Annotated in this window: 25 protein-coding genes and 1 tRNA gene; 8 read left to right on the top strand and 18 right to left on the bottom strand. The window is 67.6% G+C overall.

The window, feature by feature from the left end; genetic code table 11:
* Window positions 1–24 precede the first annotated feature (24 nt).
* Window positions 25–525, bottom strand: a complete 501-nt coding sequence (locus tag GIY56_RS00975) for a YciE/YciF ferroxidase family protein (protein ID WP_154762951.1) — start codon at window positions 523–525, stop codon at window positions 25–27.
* Between the two features lie 116 nt (window positions 526–641).
* The gene (dinB, locus tag GIY56_RS00980; RefSeq protein ID WP_154762952.1) at window positions 642–1760 is read right to left on the bottom strand and encodes a DNA polymerase IV; all 1119 of its coding nucleotides are present in this window, start codon (window positions 1758–1760) and stop codon (window positions 642–644) included.
* 139 nt (window positions 1761–1899) lie between these two features.
* Here dinB and GIY56_RS00985 point away from each other — a divergent pair, with 139 nt between their 5' ends.
* Window positions 1900–2541 carry a cysteine hydrolase family protein gene (locus GIY56_RS00985; RefSeq protein ID WP_154762953.1) on the top strand — a complete coding sequence of 214 codons (642 nt, stop codon included), beginning with the start codon at window positions 1900–1902 and terminating at the stop codon, window positions 2539–2541.
* 264 nt (window positions 2542–2805) lie between these two features.
* On the opposite strand, the gene GIY56_RS00990 is transcribed toward GIY56_RS00985, so the two are convergent.
* Both GIY56_RS00990 and GIY56_RS00995 read right to left on the bottom strand, forming a co-directional pair.
* A complete protein-coding gene (locus tag GIY56_RS00990) occupies window positions 2806–3042 on the bottom strand; it encodes a hypothetical protein (RefSeq protein WP_154762954.1) in 237 nt (78 codons plus the stop codon).
* A gap of 4 nt (window positions 3043–3046) precedes the next feature.
* Window positions 3047–3262 (bottom strand): hypothetical protein, encoded by a 216-nt coding sequence (locus GIY56_RS00995; RefSeq protein WP_154762955.1) that lies wholly within the window; start codon window positions 3260–3262, stop codon window positions 3047–3049.
* 181 nt (window positions 3263–3443) lie between these two features.
* Here GIY56_RS00995 and GIY56_RS01000 point away from each other — a divergent pair, with 181 nt between their 5' ends.
* From GIY56_RS01000 to GIY56_RS01025, 6 genes are all read left to right on the top strand, one after another.
* Window positions 3444–4301, top strand: coding sequence for an SDR family oxidoreductase (locus GIY56_RS01000; RefSeq protein WP_154762956.1), 858 nt, complete (start codon window positions 3444–3446; stop codon window positions 4299–4301).
* A gap of 15 nt (window positions 4302–4316) precedes the next feature.
* Entirely contained in the window at window positions 4317–6026 is a 1710-nt protein-coding gene (treZ, locus tag GIY56_RS01005) for a malto-oligosyltrehalose trehalohydrolase (RefSeq protein ID WP_154762957.1), read from the top strand.
* The gene (gene treY, locus GIY56_RS01010; RefSeq protein ID WP_154762958.1) at window positions 6023–8269 is read left to right on the top strand and encodes a malto-oligosyltrehalose synthase; all 2247 of its coding nucleotides are present in this window, start codon (window positions 6023–6025) and stop codon (window positions 8267–8269) included. The genes treZ and treY overlap by 4 nt, the downstream gene beginning before the upstream one ends.
* Before the next feature lie 90 nt (window positions 8270–8359).
* Entirely contained in the window at window positions 8360–9493 is a 1134-nt protein-coding gene (locus GIY56_RS01015) for a sugar phosphate nucleotidyltransferase (protein WP_328288398.1), read from the top strand.
* Between the two features lie 12 nt (window positions 9494–9505).
* Window positions 9506–11563, top strand: a complete 2058-nt coding sequence (gene glgX, locus GIY56_RS01020) for a glycogen debranching protein GlgX (protein ID WP_154762959.1) — start codon at window positions 9506–9508, stop codon at window positions 11561–11563.
* A 36-nt stretch (window positions 11564–11599) separates the two neighbouring features.
* Entirely contained in the window at window positions 11600–11860 is a 261-nt protein-coding gene (locus GIY56_RS01025) for a DUF2934 domain-containing protein (protein ID WP_154762960.1), read from the top strand.
* A 15-nt stretch (window positions 11861–11875) separates the two neighbouring features.
* Here GIY56_RS01025 and GIY56_RS01030 read toward each other — a convergent pair whose 3' ends face one another.
* The 10 genes from GIY56_RS01030 to GIY56_RS01075 form a co-directional block, all read right to left on the bottom strand.
* Entirely contained in the window at window positions 11876–12415 is a 540-nt protein-coding gene (locus GIY56_RS01030; RefSeq protein ID WP_328288399.1) for a DsbE family thiol:disulfide interchange protein, read from the bottom strand.
* Window positions 12408–12551: a heme exporter protein CcmD gene (gene ccmD, locus GIY56_RS01035; protein ID WP_154762962.1), complete on the bottom strand. Its 144-nt coding sequence runs from the start codon at window positions 12549–12551 to the stop codon at window positions 12408–12410. Before ccmD ends, GIY56_RS01030 begins: the two co-directional genes overlap by 8 nt.
* Entirely contained in the window at window positions 12548–13273 is a 726-nt protein-coding gene (locus GIY56_RS01040) for a heme ABC transporter permease (protein ID WP_154762963.1), read from the bottom strand. The genes ccmD and GIY56_RS01040 overlap by 4 nt, the downstream gene beginning before the upstream one ends.
* A gap of 41 nt (window positions 13274–13314) precedes the next feature.
* Entirely contained in the window at window positions 13315–13971 is a 657-nt protein-coding gene (gene ccmB / locus GIY56_RS01045; RefSeq protein ID WP_328288400.1) for a heme exporter protein CcmB, read from the bottom strand.
* Entirely contained in the window at window positions 13968–14594 is a 627-nt protein-coding gene (gene ccmA / locus GIY56_RS01050; protein WP_328288401.1) for a heme ABC exporter ATP-binding protein CcmA, read from the bottom strand. Before ccmA ends, ccmB begins: the two co-directional genes overlap by 4 nt.
* The gene (locus GIY56_RS01055; protein ID WP_154762964.1) at window positions 14591–14944 is read right to left on the bottom strand and encodes an Mth938-like domain-containing protein; all 354 of its coding nucleotides are present in this window, start codon (window positions 14942–14944) and stop codon (window positions 14591–14593) included. Before GIY56_RS01055 ends, ccmA begins: the two co-directional genes overlap by 4 nt.
* On the bottom strand, window positions 14944–15924 hold the full coding sequence (gene secF / locus GIY56_RS01060) for a protein translocase subunit SecF (RefSeq protein WP_154762965.1): 981 nt from the start codon (window positions 15922–15924) through the stop codon (window positions 14944–14946). Before secF ends, GIY56_RS01055 begins: the two co-directional genes overlap by 1 nt.
* Window positions 15925–15937: 13 nt before the next feature.
* Complete coding sequence (gene secD / locus GIY56_RS01065) at window positions 15938–17602, bottom strand: protein translocase subunit SecD (RefSeq protein WP_154762966.1); 1665 nt, start codon at window positions 17600–17602, stop codon at window positions 15938–15940.
* Between the two features lie 37 nt (window positions 17603–17639).
* The gene (gene yajC, locus GIY56_RS01070; RefSeq protein WP_154762967.1) at window positions 17640–17975 is read right to left on the bottom strand and encodes a preprotein translocase subunit YajC; all 336 of its coding nucleotides are present in this window, start codon (window positions 17973–17975) and stop codon (window positions 17640–17642) included.
* Window positions 17976–18088: 113 nt separating this feature from the next.
* Window positions 18089–19255 (bottom strand): M20 aminoacylase family protein, encoded by a 1167-nt coding sequence (locus GIY56_RS01075; protein ID WP_154762968.1) that lies wholly within the window; start codon window positions 19253–19255, stop codon window positions 18089–18091.
* Between the two features lie 61 nt (window positions 19256–19316).
* Here GIY56_RS01075 and mazG point away from each other — a divergent pair, with 61 nt between their 5' ends.
* Window positions 19317–20120: a nucleoside triphosphate pyrophosphohydrolase gene (mazG, locus tag GIY56_RS01080; RefSeq protein ID WP_154762969.1), complete on the top strand. Its 804-nt coding sequence runs from the start codon at window positions 19317–19319 to the stop codon at window positions 20118–20120.
* Between the two features lie 60 nt (window positions 20121–20180).
* Here mazG and dusA read toward each other — a convergent pair whose 3' ends face one another.
* The 4 genes from dusA to GIY56_RS01100 all read right to left on the bottom strand — a co-directional run bounded on the left by dusA (window position 20181) and on the right by GIY56_RS01100 (window position 23661).
* Window positions 20181–21164 (bottom strand): tRNA dihydrouridine(20/20a) synthase DusA, encoded by a 984-nt coding sequence (dusA, locus tag GIY56_RS01085; protein WP_154762970.1) that lies wholly within the window; start codon window positions 21162–21164, stop codon window positions 20181–20183.
* A gap of 26 nt (window positions 21165–21190) precedes the next feature.
* Window positions 21191–21265, bottom strand: a tRNA-Val gene (locus tag GIY56_RS01090).
* 56 nt (window positions 21266–21321) lie between these two features.
* Window positions 21322–21648 carry an HU family DNA-binding protein gene (locus GIY56_RS01095; RefSeq protein WP_154762971.1) on the bottom strand — a complete coding sequence of 109 codons (327 nt, stop codon included), beginning with the start codon at window positions 21646–21648 and terminating at the stop codon, window positions 21322–21324.
* 144 nt (window positions 21649–21792) lie between these two features.
* On the bottom strand, window positions 21793–23661 hold the full coding sequence (locus GIY56_RS01100; RefSeq protein ID WP_154762972.1) for a DEAD/DEAH box helicase: 1869 nt from the start codon (window positions 23659–23661) through the stop codon (window positions 21793–21795).
* Between the last annotated feature and the right edge of the window lie 65 nt (window positions 23662–23726).

Raw genomic sequence — 23726 nt, forward strand, 5'->3', positions numbered from 1 at the left:
CAGGAATGCGCGGGCCGGGTCGGTTCAGGCCGCGGCGGGTTCGGCGGCGGCGTTGATGACGCTTTCGGCCAAGGCCGTCAGCTTCTCGTCGGTGGCCGATTCCTCTTGCAGCGTCTGGTCCAGAAGCGCCACCGCCTCGTCCATGCCAAGCTGCTGCGCCCAGGCCTTCAGCGTGCCATAGCGGGTGATCTCGTAATGCTCGACCGCCTGGGCCGCGGCCAGCAGGCCCGCGTCCAGGGCGGGGCTGCCCTTGAACTCCTCGGCGATGTCCTCGGCTTCCGAGATGATGCCCTCGATGGCGTCGCAGGTCTTGCCGCGCGGGCTTTTGCCGATCAGCTCGAACACCTGGGTCAGGCGCTCGACCTGGCCCTGGGTTTCTTCCTCGTGCATCTTGAACGCGGCCTTCAGATCCTCGCTTTGGGCCGCGCGCGCCATCTTGCGCAGCGATTGCAGGATCTTGCGCTCGGCGTAATAGATGTCCTTGAGCGTCTCGTGGAACAGCGTGTCCAGCGTCTTGTCGGCCATGGAAAAGCTCCTTGCTTCGTTCGTGCGCCGCGGTCGTGTTGCAGCGCGAGATGCCTTTCCAACCAATCCCGGGCGGGTCCGTTCCATCGCCCGCGCATTATGGCGAAATTTATCCGTCACGGGCCGGGCAGGCCCAGGGACAGCTGGCGTTCCTCGGCCTCGTCCTCGGATCCCAGCGACGACAGCGTGACGCCCAGCAGCCGCACGCCCTTTTCGACGGGAAACAGCGGTTGCAGCAACTGGACCGCGACGGTTTCCAGGTCGCGGGCGCCCCCGACCGGGCCGGGCAGCGTCCTGCTGCGGGTGATCTGCCGGAAATCGGCGTATTTCACCTTCAGCGTCACCGTGCGGCCGGTCAGTTGCTTGCCCTCGCAATGCCGCCAGACCTTGTCGGCCAGGGCCGCGATTTCCTGCCGCGCAAGGTCGAAGTCATGGATGTCGGTGGAAAAGGTGTCCTCGGCCCCCACCGACTTGCGGGTGCGGTGCGGCTCGACCGGGCGATGGTCGATGCCGCGCGCGATGCGGTGATACCAATCGCCCGCCTTGCCGAAGTGATGGCGCAGGAACTCGGGCGATTGGGCGCGCAGGTCGGCCCCGGTGACGATGCCCAGGCGTTCCATCTTGGCGGCGGTGGCGGGACCGATGCCGTGGAACCGCTTGACCGGCAGCGCGGCCACGAAGGCCGGGCCGCGCGCGGGGGTGATGACCGCCTGGCCGTTCGGCTTGTTCAGGTCGCTGGCGAGTTTCGCCAGGAACTTGTTGTAGGAAATCCCCGCGGACGCGTTCAGCCCCGTCACCTGCCGGATCCGGTCGCGGATCATCAGCGCGATGGTGGTGGCGAGGGGGATGCCTTGCTTGTTCCGGGTCACGTCCAGATAGGCCTCGTCCAGCGACAAGGGTTCGATCAGGTCGGTGTGTTCGGCAAAGACCTCCCGGATCTGGGCCGATACGGCGCGATACACCTCGAACCGGGGGCGGACGAAGATCAGGTCGGGACAGCGCCGTTTCGCCGTGACCGAGGGCATGGCGGACCGCACGCCAAAGGCCCGCGCCTCGTAGCTGGCGGCGGCCACAACGCCGCGCGCGGCCGACCCGCCCACGGCCACCGGCTTGCCGCGCAGGGCGGGATCGTCGCGCTGCTCGACGGATGCATAGAAGGCGTCCATGTCCACATGGATGATCTTGCGCAGGGCCGGCCCTTCCGCGCGGTCGTCGCAATCCTGGGGTTCCGCCATGGGGGCTTCCATTCTGCCATCAGCCAGCGCGCACCATCCTATCCGACCGCATTTCGGAAACAAAGGGGGAACATCACGCCCCGCCTGCAACCAGCCGCCCCGCCCGCAGTTTCCCCCTGGAACGAAAAGGAACACGCGCATGGCCTTTGGAACGCAGCCGGACAAGGATGGCAAGGTGAACGAGGGGCTGATCTATGGTCCCCCGGGCGACAGGACGGTGCACCTGTGCATCGACATGCAGCGCATGTTCGACAAGGGTTCGCCCTGGGCGGTGGAATGGCTGCGCCGGGTGCTGCCGCAGGTCTGCCAGGTGGTGGAACGCCTTCCGTCGCAGACGATCTTCACCCGCTTCATCCCGCCCGAGACGCTGGACGACGCCCCCGGCACCTGGCGTCCCTATTACGAGAAATGGCCGCAGATGCTGCGCCAGAACATCGACCCGGACTGGCTGCGGCTGCTGCCCGAACTGGAGCTGCACCTGCCCACCGCACGGATCTTCGACAAGCCGGTCTATTCGCCCTGGATGGATGGACGGCTGCACCGGATGCTGCAAGAGGAGCGGATCGACACGCTGATCATGACCGGCGGGGAAACGGATGTCTGCCTGCTGGGCGCCGTGATGGGGGCGGTCGATCTGGGCTATCGCGTGATCATCGTGTCGGACGCGCTGTGTTCATCGACCGACGAAACGCACGACGCCACGATGGAGATCTATGCCAACCGCTTCGGCCAGCAGATCGAGATGATCCAGACGGAAAAGCTGCTGGCGGCCATGGTCTAAGACGGGTGGGCCTTTCCTTGCCTCAACGGGCGGGATCAGGAAATGCACTGCATTTCCCCCGCCCGCTGCGCGACGGTGCAACCAGAAACGGTGCAGCCCCGTGACCACGAGAGGCCAGCGCCCGACCCGGTGGGCGAGAAGCGCCCGCCTGGGGCGGGGCGGGCGCTGGCCGGGCCTTTGAGGCCCGACGGTTCAGATTGCGATGTCGCGGCGTGGCGAAGGCGATGGCCTTCGCCAGTCAGCACGGCGCAGGAATAGATGGTCCTAAAGCTGCCTGCACCCCAACCGTTCGGACAACTCGCGGAACACCTGAGCGATGGCCAGTTCGGTTTCCAGCCCCTCGACGATGACGGCGCCGGGGTCTTCCTGGCCGTCATGCATGACCTGGCGTTCCGACAGCCAGTCGCACAGCGCGGCCCTGCCCTCGGCGTCCAGCAGACCGGGCAGCGCCTCGATCAGCTTGCCATAGGCGATCAGCCTGGCGTCGCCTGAATCCTGCATGGTCTCAATACCCGCCCGGGGGATCGCTGGCCGGGAAGGATTCGTCCACGGTCTCGTCCACGCGGTCCCAGGTGCGCGGGGGCGCGGACATTTCCCGGGTTCCGGCCGCACGGACATAGCGATGATCGCTTTCCTCCTCGCGGCTGGACGCGGCCTTAACGATCAGCCCCGCCACCATCATCAGCGCGCCGCCCGCTATCAGAATATCGCAGTTTCGCATGGTCTTGCTCCGATCCAGTCGGGATCAAACGACGCGGCGGGGGCAGTTGTTCCCCCTGTCCGGCCGCGGAATTTCCGGCTGATAAACAGCAAGGTGGAAACCCAACGGCCCGATGGCGGTTCTGCAAGGGCATCCCGCCCGCCGGTCGGGCGGCCATTCACCCACCAACACGAGGCCGCAGATGCGCGATTATCCCAAGCCGCCCTTTCCGAAGCAGCAGCAGGACCTGCCCGGCAGCTTCCAGAAGATGGACCCCGTGCCCGACCATGGCGAGGAAAGCTGGCGCGGCGCGAACCGGCTGGAAGGGATGAAGGCCCTGATCACCGGGGGCGACAGCGGCATCGGCCGCGCGGTCGCCATCGCCTATGCCCGCGAAGGGGCGGACGTGGCGATCGCCTATCTGGACGAGACCGATGACGCCCAGTCCACCGCGCAACTGATCCGGGACGCCGGGCGCGAATGCCTGACCTTGCCGGGCGACATCTCGGACCCCGAACACTGCCGCAGGATCGTCGCGGAAACCGCCCAGAAGTTCGGGCGCATCGACATCCTGGTCAACAACGCCGCCCATCAGGAAACCTTCGACCAGATCGAGGAGATCCCGGACGAGGAATGGCAATACACCTTTGCCACCAACATCCACGCGATGTTCTACCTGACCAAGGCCGCCGTGCCGCACATGAAGCCCGGTTCCGCGATCATCAACACGGCCTCGATCAACGCGGACAATCCCAGTCCGAACCTGCTGGCCTATGCGACGACCAAGGGCGCCATCCAGAACTTCACCATGGGCCTTGCGCAGATGCTGGCCGAACGCGGCATCCGCGCCAACGTGGTGGCCCCCGGTCCCGTCTGGACGCCCCTGATCCCCGCCAGCATGGACCCCGAGAAGGTGTCCAAGTTCGGCGAGAACTATCCGATGAAGCGCCCTGCCCAGCCGGTGGAACTCGCCTCGGCCTATGTGATGCTGGCCGAACCGATGTCCTCCTATGTCTCGGGCGCGACGATTGCCGTGACCGGCGGCAAGCCAATGATCTGAGGGGACAGGGACAGCATGACACAACATTGGGGCGGGCGCTGGTCCGACGACGGCTGGACGGCGCGGATCTGGGCACCCGATGCAAGGCAGGTCGGGCTGGTGCTTGGCGGGCAGCATCATCCGATGGAACGCCAGGGGGACGGCTTTTGGTCGATCACGGCAGCGGCACGGGAAGGGGACGAATACCTGTTCCGCATCGACGGCCAGGACATTCCCGACCCGGCCTCGCGCCTGCAGTCGGGGGACGTGCATTCCCCTTCGGTCGTGACGCGCTCCAAGCCTGCCGGGCAGACCCCTTGGCAGGGTCGGGACTGGGCCGAGGCGGTGGTCTATGAGCTGCACCTGGGCACCTTCACGCCCGAGGGGACACTGGCGGCGGCGACCGAAAGGCTGGCGGACCTGGCGGGCCTCGGCATCACCGCCATCGAGATCATGCCGGTCGGCCAATGGTCGGGCGACCGGGGATGGGGCTATGACGGCGTCTTGCCCTATGCGCTGCACCCGGCCTATGGCAGCCCCGACGACCTGCGCCGGTTCGTGGATCACGCCCATGCGCAGGGCCTGATGGTCATCCTGGATCTGGTGATGAACCATTTCGGTCCCGAAGGCGCCTATCTGCACCACGCCGCGCCCGCCTTCTTCGATGAAAGCCGCCATACCCCCTGGGGCGCGGCCATCGACTTTTCGCAACCTGCTGTCCGCGAATACTGGACCCAATGCGCGGAATACTGGATCGGGGAATACCGGCTGGACGGGCTGCGGCTGGACGCGGTCCACCAGATCACCGGTCCCGGCGCGGACAACTTCATGCGCCAGTTCGCCCAGCGGGTCCGTGCCGTCGATCCCTCCCGCGCCATCCACCTGGTCGTCGAGGATGAACGGAACGAGGCCTTCCTGCGCGAGAACGGCTATGACGCCAGCTGGAACGACGATTTCCACCACGCGGTCCATTGCGCCCTGACGGGCGAATCCGACAGCTATTACGCCAGCTTCTCGCATGATCCGGTGGGCGACCTGTCCCTGGCCCTGCAACGCGGCCATATCGAGGAAGGCCAGACCCGCCCGGGCCGGGACGAGCCGCGGGGCGAGCCTTGCGGGCACCTGCCGGTCACGGGCTTCGTCAACTCGACCCAGACCCATGACCAGGTGGGCAACCGCGCCAAGGGCGAACGGCTGCTGTCGCTGGCCGATCCCGACGGGGTGCGCGCGGCCTATGCCCTGCTGCTGGTGGCGCCCTATATCCCCATGATCTTCATGGGCGAGGAACGCGGCGCCACCACCCCCTTCCTGTTCTTCGCCGACTATACCGGCGATCTGGCCGAGGCCGTGCGCAAGGGCCGCGCCGCCGAATTCGCGGGCATCGCCAGCCTTGGCGACGAAGTGCCCGACCCCCTGTCGCTTGACACCTTCCAGCGGTCCAGGCTGGACTGGTCCGATACCGACACGGCCCGCAACTGGCTGGACCTGACGCGCCGCGCGCTGGCGTTTCGGGCGGATCATGTCGTGCCGCTGCTGAAAAGCGGACGCAGCGCCCCGGCCGAGGTCGCGCGCATCGGTGCGGCCTCGCTGACCGCCACCTGGCATTTCCACGGCGGCACGCTGAGCCTGTGGCTGAGCCTGGGCAAGGCCCAACCGGACCTGAAGCCGCCGCAGGACGCGGCCTTCTCGGTTGGCCGCGCAGGCGTTGATCCCTATGCCCTTTTTGTAACCACAAGGCCCCGATGACCCATCCCATTCCCTTGGCGACCTATCGCATCCAGCTTCGCGACGGCGTGGATTTCGCGCGCGTGACGCGCCTGCTTCCCTATCTGCGGACCCTTGGCGTCTCGCACCTTTACCTGTCGCCGATCTTCATGGCCTCGACAGGGTCCACCCATGGCTATGACATCACCGATCCCACCCGGATCGACCCCGCTCTTGGCGGGCGCGAAGGGTTCGAGGCCCTGGCCCGCGCCGCGCAGGACCAAGGCCTGGGCATCATCCTGGACATCGTGCCGAACCATACGGCCTTCACGCTGGAAAACCCCTGGCTGCTGGACGTGCTGAAGCAGGGGCAGGCCAGCCCATATGCCCGCCACTTCGACATCGACTGGCAGGCGGGTCCGCTGGTCCTGCCCTTCCTGCCCGAACCCTTCGAGAAGATGCTGGCAGACGGCGCCTTCAGCACGTCAGATGGCTTCTGGCGGTTCGGCGACGTGTCGGTCCCCCTGGCCGAGGGCAGCGCGGCCACCGGCGACCTGCGCAGCCTGCACGAGGCGCAGCACTGGCGGCTGGTGCATTACGGCCAGGAACGCGACGGCATCACCCACCGGCGGTTCTTCAACGTCACCAGCCTGATCGGGATGCGGGTCGAGGACCGGCAGGTCTTCGAGGACACCCACAGCCTGATCTTCGACCTTGTCCGGTCGGGGCTGGTCCAGGGGTTGCGGGTCGATCACATCGACGGGCTGGCCGATCCGAAAACCTATCTGCAATGGCTGCACGAGGCGCTGCCCGACACGCCCGTCTGGGTGGAAAAGATCCTGGTGGGCGACGAGACCCTGCCCCCGGAATGGGAAACGGTCGGCACCACCGGATACGAGGCCGCGCGCCTGATCGCCCGGTTGCTGACCGATCCGGCGGGGATCGAGGAACTCGACACGATGTGGCGCAAGGCGACCGGCATCGGGACCGACTTCCGGGCCGAGCTTCGCCAGGCCAAGCTGGAGGTGCTGGACAACGAACTGGCCGCCGAACGGCGCCAGCTGCGCGACATGGCCGCCGCCGCCATCAAGGGATCGCCCGTGGCCGAACCGGGACCGGAATCCCTGCGCGAGGCGATCACGGCGCTGCTGGTCGCCATGCCGCGATACCGCAGCTATGTCACCGACACCGCCCGCCCCGAGGACCGCGAGCTGCTGCGCGCCGTTGCCGACGATGCCGCCCAAGGGCTGCGCAGCCGCACGGTCGTCGATCTGCTGGCCGACCTGATGCTGGACCCCCGGACGGACGAGGCGCGTGCCCTGGTCCGCCGCTTCCAGCAGGTGTCCGGCGCGCTGCTGGCCAAGGCGCAGGAGGACACGGCGGGCTTCCGCTGGACCCGCTATCTGCCCGCGAACGAGGTCGGCGCCGAACCCGATGAACCCACCGTGACGGCGGACGAGGCCAATGCCTTCCTGGACCGCCGCCGCGCGTCGGACATGACGCTGGTATCCACCCACGACACCAAGCGGTCGGGCGATTCCCGGATGCGGCTGGTGGCGATCAGCCACCTGCCCCGGGCCTTCATGGCGCTGCATGACGCGGCAGGCGCCCTGCCCTCGGCCCCGGCGGTCGAGCCTCGGTGGCGCTGGTATATCCTCCAGTCCGCCCTGGCGATCTGGAACGGCGATGCGGATGGCAGCGCGGACCGGCTGAACGGCCACATCGAAAAGGCCATGCGAGAGGCCAAGCTGACCAGCTTCTGGTCCAACCCCGACGCGGGGGCCGAGGCCGCCGCTCATGCCTTTGCCCGCGACCTGCTGGACGCCTGGCAGCGTGCGCCCGACCCTGCCCTGCAATCCCTGCTGGACCGGGGCGAGGCGCTGGCCTTCGCGCAACTGGCCTTGCAGATGCTGATGCCGGGATTCCCCGACATCTATCGCGGGGACGAAGGCGGGCTGCTGGCGCTGACCGACCCCGACAACCGCCTGCCGGTGGACTGGGACAGCCTGGCCGCAACCCCCGATGCGGATACCAAGCCGGACTGGACCCGACAGCTTCTGTCGCTGCGCCAAAGGCACGCCGATTTCCTCAAGGACGCGGACGCCCGGGTCCTCATCGACGACACCGGCATCCGGCTGATCCGCAGCGGGGGCGGCCAGCATCTAATGGTCGCGTTTTCGGCCCGGGCCGCGGCGCAGGACGGGGGCGATTTGTCGCTTGCCTTTGCGGACGGCAGCGGGGTGCGCGTGACCCTCAACCCGGTCAGGACACTGGATAATCTTTGATGAACGCCGGAACAATCCGGCGTCGCGACGGTTGCTGGAACGGGTCGGCTTCTGGCCGGCCGCGCCTCCCTTGAGAAAAGGATTGTCCCGGTGACCGACCAGCAGCCTTCGTTGTCCAGACTGACCCATCCCGATCACGGCGTCGCCACCATTCTTCTTGCAGGCGGCAAGGGCACCCGGCTGCATGACCTGACCGCCACCGAAAGCAAGCCTGCCGTGCCTTTTGCGGGGCGCAACCGGATCGTGGACTTCGCCATGGCGAACGTCGTGCGGTCCGGCCTGGACAAGCTGCTGGTGGCCACGCAATTCGCGCCCGCGACGCTGAACCACCACCTGCCCGCCCGCTGGGGCCGGCATTTCGCGCCGGGCGCGCTGCTGCTGCAGGACGGACGCGACCGCTACCTCGGGACCGCCGACGCCGTGCGCCACAACTGGCAACAGGTCCGGGACTGGCAGGCGGATCAGGTGCTGGTGCTGGCGGCGGACCATATCTACGACATGGACTATACGGGCCTGATCGCCGCGCATCGCGCATCCGGCGCCGCCGTCACCGTGGCCGTGGACGTGGTGCCCCGGGCGCAGGCCAGCGGCTTCGGGGTGATGCAGGCCGACGACAGCGGACGCATCGCGTCCTTCCTGGAAAAGCCCGCCAACCCGCCCGCCATCCCCGGAGAGCCTGACCGCGCCATGGTGTCGATGGGCATCTACGTCTTCGACAGGGCCTGGCTGGAAGGCGCGCTGTTCGGTCCCGACATCGAATCGCTGGACTTCGGGCACGAGGTCATCCCCGCCGCCGTCGCGCAGGGGCTGGCGATGGCTTACCGCCTGCCCGCCGGGCCGACGGGCCTGCCCTATTGGCGCGACGTGGGCACGCTGGACGCCCTGCGCCAGGCGCATCTGGATTTCGTGGCCGGCCAGCCGGCGCGGCTGCCGCATATCTCGCCCGCCTCGGAATGGTATCTGGGGCGCGGCAGCGTGATGATGCCCGGGGCGGCGGTCCCGCCCTCGGCCCGGCTGACCTGCGCCATCGTCGCGCCTGGCACCCGCGTCCCCCATGGCCTGGTCGCGGGCGAGGACCCGGACGAGGATGCCCGCTGGTTCCGCCGCGAAGGGCGCACGGTGCTGATCACCCAGGCCATGCTGGACCGGCGCGACGCGTTGCGCATCCCCGCGATCCTGCCCGCGCGCCAGGGCGTCGCCCTGCATCCCCGCGATGTCGCCTGATACGGATTGGACATGTACGACATGAAGCACGCCCCGACCTTCGATCACAGCGTCATGCGCCCCGACATCCTGGGGGCTGAATTCCTGGGCGAAGGCACGAACTTCGCCCTGTTCTCGGACCACGCCACGAAGGTCGAGCTTTGCCTGTTCGACGATTCCGGCCAGCAGGAACTGCACCGGCTGGAGCTGCCCGAGATGGAGGGCGGGATCTGGTTCGGCTATCTGCCCGGCGTCATGCCGGGCCAGGTCTATGGCTATCGCGTCCACGGTCCCTACGAGCCGGAGCAGGGCCACCGCTTCAACCCCAACAAGCTGCTGCTGGACCCCTATGCCCGCGAATTGCGCGGCCAGATCCAGTGGGACGACGCGCTGCACGGCTATCAGGTGGGCGAGGACGACCTGAGCTTCGACACCCGCGACAGCGCGGCCTTCATGCCCAAGGCGGTGGTGGTCGATGCCAAGTTCGATTGGGACACCGACCGCGCGATCCGCACGCCCTGGCAGAACAGCGTGATCTATGAAGCCCATGTGAAGGGGCTGACGCAAATGCATCCGGGCGTTCCCGAAGGGGATCGCGGCACCTTCCGCGGCCTTGGCAGCGACGCCGTGATCGAGCATCTGCAACGCATCGGCGCCTTGGCCATCGAATTGCTGCCGATCCATGCCTTCGCCAACGACCGCTTCCTGGGCGAAAAGGGCCTGTCGAATTACTGGGGCTATTCCACCCTGGCCTTTTTCGCCCCCCATGCCCCCTATCTGAAGTCGGGCCAGATCCGTGAGGTCAAGGAAGCGATCCGCAAGCTGCACAAGGCGGGGATCGAAGTGATCCTGGACGTGGTCTACAACCACACCGCCGAAGGCAACGAGCTGGGCCAGACCATGTCGCTGCGCGGCATCGACAACGCGTCCTATTACCTGCTGTCCCCCGACAATCCCCGCCACGGCTTCGACACCACGGGCACCGGCAACACGCTGAACGTGGCCCATCCGATGGTGCTGCGCATGGTCATGGACAGCTTGCGCTATTGGGTCGAGGCGATGCATGTGGACGGCTTCCGCTTCGATCTGGCCTCGACCCTCGGGCGCGAGACGCAGGGGTTCGAGCGCGACGGGTCGTTCTTCAACGCCATCCGCCAGGATCCGGTGCTGTCGGGCGTCAAGCTGATCGCCGAACCCTGGGACATCGGCGAGGGCGGATACCAGGTCGGCGGCTATCGCTGGCCGTTCCGCGAATGGAACGACAAGTTCCGCGACGACACCCGCGCCTTCTGGCGCCGCGATCCGGGCCTGCTGCCCGCGCTGTCCGAACGGCTGGCGGGATCGCCCGTGCAGTTCAACCACAGCCACCGGCCCGCGACATCCAGCGTCAACTTCGTCGCGGCGCATGACGGCTTCACCCTGTGGGACACGGTCAGCTACAACGACAAGCACAACGACGCCAATGGCGAGGACAACCGCGACGGCCACGACCACAACCTGTCCGACAACCTGGGGGCCGAGGGCGCGACCGACGAACCCGGCATCATCGCCGCGCGCATCCGCCGCGTCCGCGCCATGCTAGCGACCGTGCTGCTGAGCCAGGGCGTGCCGATGATCCTGGCGGGCGACGATTTCGGCAACACGCAGGACGGCAACAACAACGCCTATTGCCAGGACAACGCGATCAGCTGGCTGGAATGGGACAAGGCGCGAGAGGAGGTGCTGCTGGCCGTGCAGGCGCTGTCCGCCTTTCGCCAGGACGTGTCGCTGTCCCAATCCCGCTTCGGCGTGGCCCCCGCCGATGCGGATGACCGCCACCCGGTGATGGAATGGCTGCATCCGCGCGGCGGCGCGATGGAGGACGGGGACTGGCAGGACGGCGAATTGCGCTGCTTCGCCCTGCAGCAGGCCTTGCCTGACGGCAAGAATGTGTTGATCGTGGTCAATGCGGGCGAGGACGCGGAATTCGCCCTGCCCGAGGGCGAATGGGTGCTGCGCATCGACACCTCGGCCGACGAGGTCGCGCAGGACCGTCCCCTCAGCGGCACCGTTCCGGTGCCGTGGCAGACCGTCATGGCGCTTGTGCGGTGATCGAAAGACCGCATTCGTAAACCAGAGGAGAGAACCATGGATCAGGACCACCAGGAGCGGATCAGGCAACGCGCCCACGAGATCTGGGAAAGCGAAGGCCGCCCCGAAGGACGCGACGCCGACCATTGGACACGTGCCGAGGAAGAACTGCGCAGCCAGCTTGACGCCGACGACCAGCCTGTGGGCGATGCCGGGGCAGAACCCGGGATTGTCCAGGCGAAGACAAAAAAGCCCGCCGCCAAGCGGCCCCGAAAGGCCAAGGCGGAACCGACGCCCTATCTGAACGACGGTCCCTGACGGCCCCGTGCCGCGCTATTCGGCTGCCCGTGCTTTCTCAAGCTCGGGCAGGAAGCGGTTCGTGTAATCCTCGCGCACCAGGGGTCCGGCGAAGCGATACAGGATCCGGCCCTCGCCATCGACGATGAAGGTCTCGGGCGGGGCGGTCACGCCCCAGTCGATGGCGCCGCGTCCCTTGGGATCGGTCGCGATCGCCGCGAAGGGATCGCCGTCCTGGGTCAGGAAGGCCAGGGCATTCGCCTCGACATCGCGCAGATCGACGCCATAAACCGGCATCTGCTTGGCCAGTTCGGTCAGCGTCGGATGCTCGGCCCGGCAGGGCGGACACCAGCTGGCCCAGAAGTTCACCAGCTTGACGCCCGGCTGGCGCAGCATGTCGTCGGTCAGTTGCGTCTTGCCCGGCAGCGTCGTCTGCGGGACCGGGGGCGCCTGACGCCCCACCATGGCCGAGGGCAATTCGTTCGGATCGTCGCGCCCCATGCCCCACAGGAACATCCCCGCCAGGGCAGCAAAGGCCAGCGGCGGCAGCGCGACAAGAGGCGAAATCCTAGCCACGGTTTTCCTGCCTTTCCAGATCACGCCGCGCGCGGGCATTCGCAACCAGCGTCTGCCAGATCAACCCGCCCAGCAGCGCCAGCGACAGGCCATAGGCGCCCATAACGGCCCCGGCATATTTCCCAAGCTCGATCATGCGCGCATCTCCCTTGCCTGCAACGCGGCCAGGCGGCGCCTGCGGATTTCGGTCCGGGTGCGGACCAGCATCAGCGACAGGAACATCAGCCCGAAGCCTAGCATGGTCAGGTAAAGCGGGTATCTGTAAACCGCGCTCATCCGTTCGCCGGACTGGACGGACAGGCTCGCTCCCTGGTGCAGGCCCTGGTTCCAGAAGAACACGGCATAGCGCGACAGCAGCGCGAAGACCGAACCCACCAGGCACAGCACGCCCGTCAGGTCGGCGGCGCTGTCGGGATCCTCGACCGCCGACCACAAGGCGATGTATCCGATATAGAACAGCAGCAGGATCAGGAAGCTGGTCAGGCGCGGATCCCATTCCCACCAGGTGCCCCACATCGGCTGGCCCCAGACCGCCCCGGTGATGAGGCCGATCACCGTCATCACCGCGCCGATGGGGGCCGCGGCCTTGGCGGCCAGTGCGCTGACATGGTGGCGGCGGATCAGCCAGATCAGGCTGGCCACCAGCATCATCACCCAGATGTTGATCGCCATCATCGCGGCGGGCACATGCAGGAAGACGATCTTGACGGTGGACCCTTGCCGGTAATCCTCGGGCGTCAGGAACCCCCAGACCAGGCCCGTGACGGTGCAGACCGCCGCCCCCGCCACGGTCCATGGCAGGACGGCGCCCGATGTGCGCATGAACTTGACGGGGTTGGCGTATTCCCAGATCGACATGGTTGTTCCCTAACGCCCGCGCCCCGGCGGCTCAAGCCGCTTCACCGCAGATTGACCCGCAGCGCGGCGGCTGCGGCAAAAGGTATCACGGCCAATGTCCCCGCCGTGATGCCTGCCAGGAACAGCAGCGGCGGCATCGTGTCGCCGCCGTCCTGCCCGCGCCGGATCATCTCGGTCCCGAAGATCAGCGTCGGTATATACAGCGGCAGCACCAGCAGCGACAGAAGCAACCCTCCGCGCCGCAGGCCCACGGTGACGGCCGCGCCGAACGCGCCCAGCATCGACAGCGCGGGCGTTCCCAGCAGCAGCGACATCAGCAGCGCCGGGATGGCAGCAGCGGGCAGGTGCAGCAGGATGCCGAACAGGGGTGCCGCGACGATCAGCGGCAGGCCGGTGGTGATCCAGTGCGCCAGCGCCTTGACCGCCACCGCGCCTTCCAGCGGCAGGGGCGAGGTCGCCAGCAGGTCAAGGCTGCCATCCTCATGATCCAGCGCGAAGATGCGGTCCAGCGACAGAAGGCAGGCCAGCAGCGCGCCCAGCCACAGGATGCCCGCCGCGATCGGTTGCAACGCGCTGGTGTCGGGGCCGACGCCAAAGGGGACCAGCGCGCAGAGGATCAGGAAGAAGGCCACGCCCAGGCCGAAGCCGCCGCCCGCGCGCACGGCCAGCCGCAGGTCGCGGCGCAGAAGGGCGATCACGCGAAGGCCTCGTTGAAGCCTGCGGGGCGCGCGGTGCTGTCGGTCCGGGCGCGGAAGGGCGTCAGGTCCAGCACCCGCGCCTCCAGCCCCAGGTCGATATGGGTGGCGATCAGCGCCGCGCCGCCGCCTGCCAGATGCCCGCGCACGGTGTCGGCAAAGCGCGCGACCGAGGCCGCGTCCAGCGACACGGTCGGTTCGTCCAGCACCCACAGCGGACGGCGCGCGACCAGCAGGCGGGCAAGGCCCAGGCGGCGCTTCTGCCCCGCCGACAGCGCGGCGGCAGGACGGTCGGCCAGTGCCGTCAGATCCATGGCCGCCAGTGCTGCGGAAATATCGCCGCCGCCGAAGACCTCTGCCCAGAAGACCAGGTTCTCGGTGACGGACAGCGCGCCCTTCAGCCCGTCGGCATGGGCGGCATAGGCCACGGCGTCGTCGGGCATCTCGATCCGGCCCATGACGGGGGGTTGCAGGCCCGCGACCGTGCGCAGCAGCGTCGTCTTGCCGATGCCGTTCGGGCCGCGCAGGATCAGGGCCTGCCCCGGGGCCAGCGTGAAGGACACCCCTTCGACCGTCCGCAGACCGCCGCGCGCGACAGCAAGGTCATGGACGGACAGCAGGCTCACAGGGGCAGAAGCGCGCAGGCGACCCGCCGCCCTTCGGACAGCGTGACGTTATAGGTCCGGGCGGCGGTGGGGGAGGCCATGGATTCGACCGCCACCCCCCCCTCGCGCAGCGCGGCGACCAGGTCGGCGGGGGCGTGGGCGACATCCGCGCCCATGCCGATGAACAGCACGTCCACCTGCCCCGCCAGCGCCAGCAGCGGCGCGCGGTCGTCAAGCCCGCCCCAGGCCGTTCCGCCCGACGCCGTGACCAGCACCGCACCCTGCATGACCTGTCCGCCAACGCGGAAGAAGCCGGGACCATAGCCATCGACGGCCACCGCCCCGCCGAACTGGGTGGGTGTCAGCTTCATCAGGGACGTTCCGCGTTTTCAAAGGGCGATGCGGCCAGCTTCGGATCCTTCTTGGACCAGTCGCGCTTCACGCCCAGCCACAGCACGATGTTCTTGGCGACATAGATCGTGGAATAGCAGCCAACGACCACCCCGAACAGCATCGCGATCACGAAATCGCGGATCACGTCGCCGCCGAAGATCAGCATCGCGGTCAGGGCGATGGCGGTCGTCACGGCGGTCATGATGGTGCGCGACAGCGTCTCGTTGCAGGTCAGGTTCATCAGGTCGATGAGGGGCCGCGTCTTGTACTTCATCAGGTTTTCCCGCAGCCGGTCGAAGACCACGACCGTGTCGTTGCAGGAAAAGCCCAGCGTCGTCAGCAGGGCCGCGATGGTGGTCAGGTCGAACTTTAACTGAAACAGCGAGAACAGCCCGACCGTCAGCAGCACGTCATGGATCAGCGCCACTACGCAGCCGATGGCGAACTGCCATTCGAAGCGCAGCCAGATATAGGCCATGATCCCCAGGCAGGCCGCGCCCACGGCATAGAAGGCAGTCTGGATCAGTTCCGCCGACACCTTCGGCCCGACCGATTCGACCGAGGCAAAGGTGATCTGCGGATCGACCTGTTGCAGCGCGGTTTCGATCCGGTTCAGCTGCTCGGCGGAAACCGAGCCGGTCTCGTCCGTGGTGCCGACGCGGATCATGGCGACGTGGCGGTCCTGGCCGAAGCTGGGGTCGAAGACCTCGGTGATCGCCAGGTCGCTGAAGCCCAGGCCGTCCAGAGCCTGACGGTAATCGCCGACCTCGAACGCGGTCGGGCTTTCGGTGCGGATGGTGGTGCCGCCCTTGAAGTCGATGCCGAAGTTCAGCCCCATCGTGGCGATCAGCAGGACGGACAACGCCATCGCCGCCGCCGACAGGCCGAAGGTCAGCCATTGCCAGCGGAAGAAGTCGATGTCGGTGTGGTCGGGGACAAGTTTCAGACGGAATGCCATTGTAGCGGTCCCCTTACAGGATCAGTTCTTTGGGCTTGCGCCATTCCAGCCACCAGATGATCATCAGCCGCGTCAGGAAGATCGCCGTGAAGACCGAGGTGACAAGCCCGATGGTCAGCGTCACGGCAAAGCCCTTGACCGGGCCGGACCCCAGGAAGAACATCACCGCCGCCGCGATGAAGGACGTGACGTTGGCGTCGATGATCGCGCTCATCGCCTCGTCGAAGCCGTCGCTGATGGCTTTCGCCACGCGCTTGCCCGCGCGCAATTCCTCGCGGATGCGTTCATAGATGATGACGTTGGCGTCCACCGCCGTGCCGACGGTCAGCACGATCCCGGCGATGCCCGGCAGGGTCAGCGTGGCGCCCATCACCGACATGATCGACAGGATCAGGATGACGTTGGCGATCACCGAGACCGAGGCGAAGGCCCCGAACAGGCCATAGCTGGCGATCATGTAGGCCACGACCGCAGCCGTCGCGATCACCGACGACAGGCGTCCGGCGTCGATGCTGTCCTGGCCCAGTTCCGGGCCGATGGTGCGTTCTTCCAGGAAATCCAGCTTTGCGGGCAGCGCGCCCGCGCGCAGCAGGATGGCAAGCTGGTTCGCCCCGTCGAAATCCATGGATCCCGAGATCTGGCCCGACCCGGCGGTGATCGCCTGCCGGATCACCGGGGCCGAGATCACCTTGTTGTCCAGCACGATGGCGAAGGGCTGGCCGATATTGGCGCTGGTATAGGCGCCGAACTTGCGCGCGCCCGACGGGTTGAACCGGAAATCGACCGAGGGCAAGCCGTTCTGGTCGGTCGAGGGCACGGCGTCGGTCAGTTCCTCGCCGGTGACGACGGGGCTTTCCTCGAGCGTATAGTAAAGCCCCTCCTGTTCGGCGGAGGGCAGGATGACCTGGCCCACGCCGGGGCGGGCATCCGGGTTGGTGCCGGTTCCCACGACCGAATTGAAGGTCAGCTTGGCGGTGGTGCCGATCAGCGCCTTGAGTTCCTCGGCCGAGCCGATGCCGGGCACCTGGATCAGGATGCGGTCGGCGCCCTGGCGGACGATGGTGGGTTCGCGGGTGCCGACCTCGTCCACGCGGCGGCGGATGATTTCCACGCTCTGCTGGACGGTGCGGTCGTCGGTCACGGCCTTTTCGGCGTCCGACAGCTGGATGGTCAGCGTGTTGCCCTGCGCCTGGATCGCCAGGCTTTGCTGGCCCGCCCCGGTCAGCGTGGTCACGGGGTTGGAAAAGCCGCGCACGATCTCGGTCGCGCGGGTCAGCCCTTCGGGCTTCTCGATCTCGATCTTCAGCGTGCCTTCCGGGGACGGCAGGCGGCGGACCGCGCCAAGCGTCGCGCGTTCGTCGGCCAGCGCCCGGCGCAGTTCGGGCCACAGCGCGTCCATGCGGGCCTTGTGGACCTCGGCCACGCGGACCTCGCCCAGCAGATGCGCGCCGCCACGCAGGTCAAGCCCAAGCGCCACCACGGACGAGGGCAGCCAGCCGGGCCAGCCATCGCGGGCGGCGGCAAGCTCGGGCGTCTCGACGCCGGTGCGGGCGATGGCGGCCACGGCGTCGTTGTGGGATTCGACGCGGGTATAGAACAGGTTGGGCACGGCAAAGCCGAGGCCCAGGATGCACAGCCCGATGATCAGGATGCGTTTCCAACGGTCGATCTGTAGCATCTTTGGCCCAAGCCCTTGATTGGATGAAGGGAACGCGTCAGGCGTTCGCGGCGACCGGCTCGGTCTTGTTCAGGACTTGCGACACCGTGCCGCGCACCACGCGGACGCGCACGCCGGTGGCGATCTCGACCTCAAGCTCCTCGTCGCGGACGCTGGCGACCTTGCCGATGATGCCGCCTTGCGTGACGACCTGGTCGCCCTTCTTCAGCGCGGCGACCATGTCCTTGTGCTGCTTGGCGCGCTTCTGCTGGGGGCGGATCATCAGGAAATACATGATCGCGAAGATCAGGATCAGCGGGATGAACTGCGCGAAGGCGGCGGTGGGGTTGGCACCGCCTGCGGTGGCCTGGGCATAGGCGGGGGTGACGAACATGGGTTGTCCTTTCGGCTGTCGCGGCGGTCTGACCCCGCCCGGATTGGCGCGCAACCTATCCCCGCCGCCCCTGCTTGGCAAGAAAGGCCGGGCGCCGAACAGGATCGTGAACGTCAGCGAAGGATGGGCTGCCCGCGTTCGACAAGACGCGCGAAGAAACTGGCCCCGATGGGCGAGATCGCGTCGTTGAAGTCATAGGCCGGGTGATGGACGCTGGCCGTGTCGCCCTGGCCGATGAACAGATAGCAGCCGGGCCGCGCCTCCAGCATGTAGCTGAAATCCTCGGCCCCCATTTCCCGCCCGAACTCGCCCGAGACATTGTCCTGGCCCAGGATCTCTTGCGCGACATCGACGGCGAAGGCGGTCTGGGCGGGGTCGTTGACGGTGGCGGGATAGCCGGGGGCGTAGTCCAGCCGGATCGCCACGTCATAGGCCGCGGCCTGGCCTTCGCAGATTTGCGTCATGCGGCGGCGCACCATCTCGCGGACATGGGGGGCGAAGGTGCGTACCGTGCCGCAAATGTAGGCGGTGTCGGGCACGATGTTGTCGGCGCTGCCCGTATGGATCTGCGTGACCGACAGGGCGAGGTCGTCCAGCGCGTAATGGTTGCGGCTGGAAATCGTCTGGATCGCGTTCACCACCGCCACGGCGGCGACGATGGGATCGGCGGTCAGGTGCGGCATCGCCCCATGCCCGCCCCGGCCCTGGACATGGATCTCGAACGTGTCCACCGCCGCCATGATCGGGCCGGGCGTGGTGTTCATCATGCCCACGGGCAGGCCGGGGTTGTTGTGCATGGCGAAGACCCGCGTGATGGCGAAGCGGTCCATCATGCCGTCCCCCACCATCGCTTGGCCACCGCCGCCGTTTTCCTCGGCCGGCTGAAAGATCAGCGCGACGCGGCCCGCGAAATTGCGCGTTTCCGCCAGGTATCGCGCGGCGCCCAGCAGCATGGTGGTGTGCCCGTCATGCCCGCAGGCGTGCATCCGGCCCGGCACGGTGGATGCGTAATCGAGGCCCGTCGCCTCCTCCATAGGCAGGGCGTCCATGTCGGCGCGCAGGCCGATGGTGGGGCCCGGTCCCTGACCTTCGATGATGCCGACAAGGCCGGATTTGCCGATGCCGTCGTGGATCTCGTCCACGCCAAACGCGTGCAGGCGTTCGGCCACGAAGGCGGCGGTGCCGTAGCAGTCGAAGCCCAGTTCGGGATGCTGGTGCAGGTGCCGCCGCCAGCGGGTCATGTCGTCGGAAAATTCGGCGATGCGGTTCAGGACGGGCATGTGGACTTGACCCCTGCGCTGTGGCAATGGCCCATCAGGACAGAAGCCGGGGGAAACCGCAATGACCAAGGCAGACCGCGACGCCGGGACCGAGATCGCCCGCCTGATCGACATCATGGCGCAGTTGCGCGACCCGCAGGCGGGCTGCCCCTGGGACATCGAGCAGGATTTCGCCTCCATCGCCCCCTACACGATCGAGGAAGCACACGAGGTCGCGGACGCCATCGACCGGCAGGCCTGGAACGAGTTGCCGGGCGAATTGGGCGACCTGCTGCTGCAGGTGGTGTTCCACGCGCAAATGGCTGATGAGAAAGGCATGTTCGATTTCGCCGATTGCGCGGCGGCGGTGTCCAACAAGCTGGTCTTCCGCCATCCGCATATCTTCGGGAATGAGTCCCGCGACAAGTCCGCCGAACAGCAGGTCAAGGACTGGGAAGCTATCAAGGCCGTCGAGCGCGCGGGCAAGGCCGAACGCGGCACCCTGGACGGCGTGGCCCTGGGCCTGCCCGCGCTGACGCGCGCGGTCAAGCTGCAGAACCGCGCGGCCCGCGTGGGCTTCGACTGGCCCGGCCCGGCGGATGTTCTGGACAAGATCGGCGAGGAAACCGCCGAACTGGTCGAGGCGCGCGACAGCCTGGGACCGGAGGCGCTGGAGGAGGAATTCGGGGATCTTCTGTTCGTGATGGCGAACCTGGCGCGGCATCTGAAGATCGACCCCGAACAGGCACTGCGCCGGGCGAACGCCAAGTTCACGCGCCGCTTTCAGGCCATAGAGGCCGCCTTGGCGGAACAGGGCCGCCGCCCCGAGGACAGCGACCTGGCCGAGATGGACCGGCTGTGGGATCAGGCCAAGGCGGCGGAGTGAGGGGCTTTGCCCCTCGGCCCTTCGGGCCTCACCCCAGGATATTTGAGCAAAGGTGAATGACTAGGCGGCGAGTTGCGTGACCTGCCGCAGGGCGGCGTCATAGACCTCGATGCCACCCTTGGATGCGCCTTCGGAGAGGGTGCGTTTCCAGCCGCGCGCGCCGGGCATTCCGTGGAACAGGCCCAGCATGTGCCGCGTGATCTGGTGCAGCCGCCCGCCTGCCGCCAGATGCGCGGCGATGTAAGGGCGCATCGCCTGGGCGACCTGTTCGGGGTGGTCGAAAGGCGGCGTGTCGCCCCACAGGCGGTCGGCCCCACCCAGGATGTCCCAGGGCTGGTGATAGGCGGCACGTCCCACCATCACGCCGTCCATGACGCGCAGGTGTTCGCGCGCGGCGTCCAGGCTGGCGATGCCGCCGTTGACCGACAGGTGCAGGTCCGGGAACTGCCGCTTCATCCGATGGACCAAGGGATAATCCAGGGGCGGGATGTCGCGGTTTTCCTTGGGACTTAGCCCTTGCAGCCAGGCCTTGCGCGCGTGGATCGCGATGCGCCGGATGCCCGCCGCACGCATGGTGTCCAGGAAGGCGGGCAGCACGTCCTCGGGCACCTGGTCATCGACACCGATGCGGCATTTCACCGTGACCTCGACCCGGCTGGCGTCGATCATGCGGGCCACGCAGTCGGCCACCAGATCGGGCGTCTTCATCAGCACCGCCCCGAAGCAGCCCGACTGCACCCGGTCGCTGGGGCAGCCGACGTTCAGGTTGATCTCGTCATAGCCCCAGGCGGCGGCGATGCGGGTGGCCTGCGCCAATTCCAGCGGATCGGATCCGCCCAGTTGCAGCGCCAGGGGATGTTCGCAAGCGTCATGATCCAGCAGCCGCGGCCGGTCGCCATGGAGGATCGCGGGGGCGGTAACCATTTCCGTGTACAGCAGCGCCCGGCGCGACATCAGGCGGTGGAAGACGCGGCAATGCCGGTCGGTCCAGTCCATCATGGGCGCGACGGACAGGATCGCGGCGTCGGTGACAGGAGTTTTCATGATCTGACGACGCGGCGAGGGAAGGATGGTGGGTGATAACGGATTTGAACCGCTGACATCTTCGATGTGAACGAAGCGCTCTACCGCTGAGCTAATCACCCGTGGGCGCAGCATCTAGCAGGCAGGAAAGACGACCGCAAGGCCGAATCGGCGGACATCAGTCCGAAGCGGAGGGACGGGCGGACTGCCGGATGCTGCCCGGCCGCCGGCGCAAACGCAGGGTGATGATCTCGCCGCCCCGCTGGTCCCGTTCCAGGTTGACCCTGGCCCGGCCAAGGGGCGGCACGGCCAAGGTCTCTCCTGCGGACAAGGCCTTGCCCAACTGGGCAAGGGTCGCCTCGATGATGGGGCGGGCGTCCGCCTTCTTGGCGCCGCTTGCGGCAACAACGCGGTCAACGAAATCCTTTTTCTGAAGAACCTGCGCTGGCTGGGGATTGCGGCGCGTGCCCGCATCCCCGTCGGAAGGACCAACACGCTTAATCATCACGCAAACTCCGTTAACTAGAACAGCGAGTTCAGCGTGAGACGAGTTTGACCCAAGGTCAACATTATTCTTGGATTTGCATCGGCCCTTGCAGGATGCGCGGCGGCAGACCGCCGCACGCCCTGGATCGGGCAGCGGGCCTTTTCAGCGTTCGCCCTTGCGCGGCTTTCCGCCGTTGCGGGGGGCAGCGAACTTGCCGCGTTCCTTGGCCCCCTCGGGGCGCGCGGCCTTGGCGCGGAAGCCGCCGGGAGTGGCGGGCCTGGCGTTATCCTGACCGGCCCTGCCCGTCTTCGCGCTGCGCTCCTCGGGCGTCCAGCGCGCCTTCTTGGGCTTGGCCGGGGCCTCGTCCGCCGTCTCGCGGGGCGCGGGCTTTTTCCACTCTGCCTCGGGCTTGCGGGGGGCGGGACGCTCGGCCGGGCGGGGGGCGCGGTCCAGATCCGGCTCGCCCTCCAGGCGGCGCATGGTCAGGCCCGGCTCAAGCTCCATCACCTTGCCGAACTTGCCGGCTTGCTCCACGGCGATCTGGACGAAGGTCTCGTCCTGGCGCACGCGGATGGCGCCGATGGCATCGCGGGTGATGCCGCCGCCGTCGCAGATCTTGGGCAACAGCCAGCGTGCCTCGGCCCGCCCCGTATGGCCCACGGACAGCTGGAACCAGACCGCCTCGCCAAAGGGCGGGCGTTCGCGGGCCGCCGCCGGGGCGCGGTCCTGCAGCACCGTCAGCTCCTCGGGGGCGGGGCGGCCTTCGCGCCACAGGCCGATGAAGGCCTGGGCCACCCGCTGGGCGCCGAAACGGTCCAGCAGCATCTGCGCCATGGCGGCATCGTCGTCGGCGCCGTCCTTCAGCGCGGGGTGATCCAGCATCCGGGTGTCGTCCTGCGCCCGAACCTCGTCGGCGGACGGCGCCGGTCCCCATTCGGCGTCCACGCGGGCGCGTTTCAGCAGCATCTGCGCCTTGCGCAGGTCGGCGGGCGTCACGATCAGGGCGGACACGCCCTTGGCCCCTGCCCGGCCCGTGCGGCCGGAACGGTGCAGCAGCGTGTCGGAATTGGTGGGCAGGTCGGCATGGATCACCAGTTCCAGCCCCGGAAGGTCGATGCCGCGCGCGGCCACGTCGGTCGCCACGCAGACCTTGGCGCGCCCGTCGCGCAAGGCTTGCAGCGCATGAGTGCGTTCCTGCTGGCTCAACTCGCCCGACAGCGCCACGGCCTTGAAGCCGCGGTTGCCCATGCGCGCTAGCAGGTGGTTCACGTTGGCGCGCGTCTTGCAGAAGATGATCGCGGTCTGCGCCTCGTGCAGGCGCAGCAGGTTGAAGATCGCGGGTTCGCGGTCGCGGGCGGCCACGGTGAAGGCGCGGTATTCGATATCCACATGCTGGCGCGATTCGCCCTGGGCCGCGACGCGCAGCGCGTCCTTCTGGAACGTCCGGGCCATCTGTTCGATCGCGGGCGGCACGGTGGCCGAGAACATCAGCGTGCGCCGGTCCGAGGGCGCGGAATGCAGGATGAATTCCAGATCCTCGCGAAAGCCCATGTCCAGCATCTCGTCCGCCTCGTCCAGAATGGCGACGCGCAGGGCCGAGAGATCCAGCGATCCGCGTTCGAGGTGGTCGCGAAGGCGGCCGGGGGTGCCGACGACGATATGGGGGTTGCGTTCCAGCGCGCGGCGTTCGCCGCGGTAATCCATGCCGCCCACGCAGGTGGCGATCCGGCCGCCTGCCTGGGCGTAAAGCCAGCCCAGTTCCGCCGCGACCTGCAAGGCCAGTTCTCGGGTCGGCGCGATGGCCAGCGCCAGGGGGGCCACCGCATCGGGCAGCGTGTCGCCGTCCAGCAGTTGCGGCGCGATGGCAAGCCCGAAGGCCACCGTCTTGCCCGATCCGGTCTGCGCCGAGACCAGCATGTCGCGCCCCTGCGCGTCGCTTTCCAGGACCGCGTCCTGAACCGTGGTCAGGCTGGCATAGCCCTTGGCCGCCAGCGCCGCGGCCAGGGGCGCGGCTATCATATCGTTCGTCATGTCATCGCCAGAATCGGGGGTGCGGACACCCGTGAAGGCACCGCGATCCTTGCGACAGACATCTC

The sequence above is a fragment of the Paracoccus lichenicola genome (genome assembly GCF_009708075.1).
GTDB classification, from domain to species: domain Bacteria; phylum Pseudomonadota; class Alphaproteobacteria; order Rhodobacterales; family Rhodobacteraceae; genus Paracoccus; species Paracoccus lichenicola.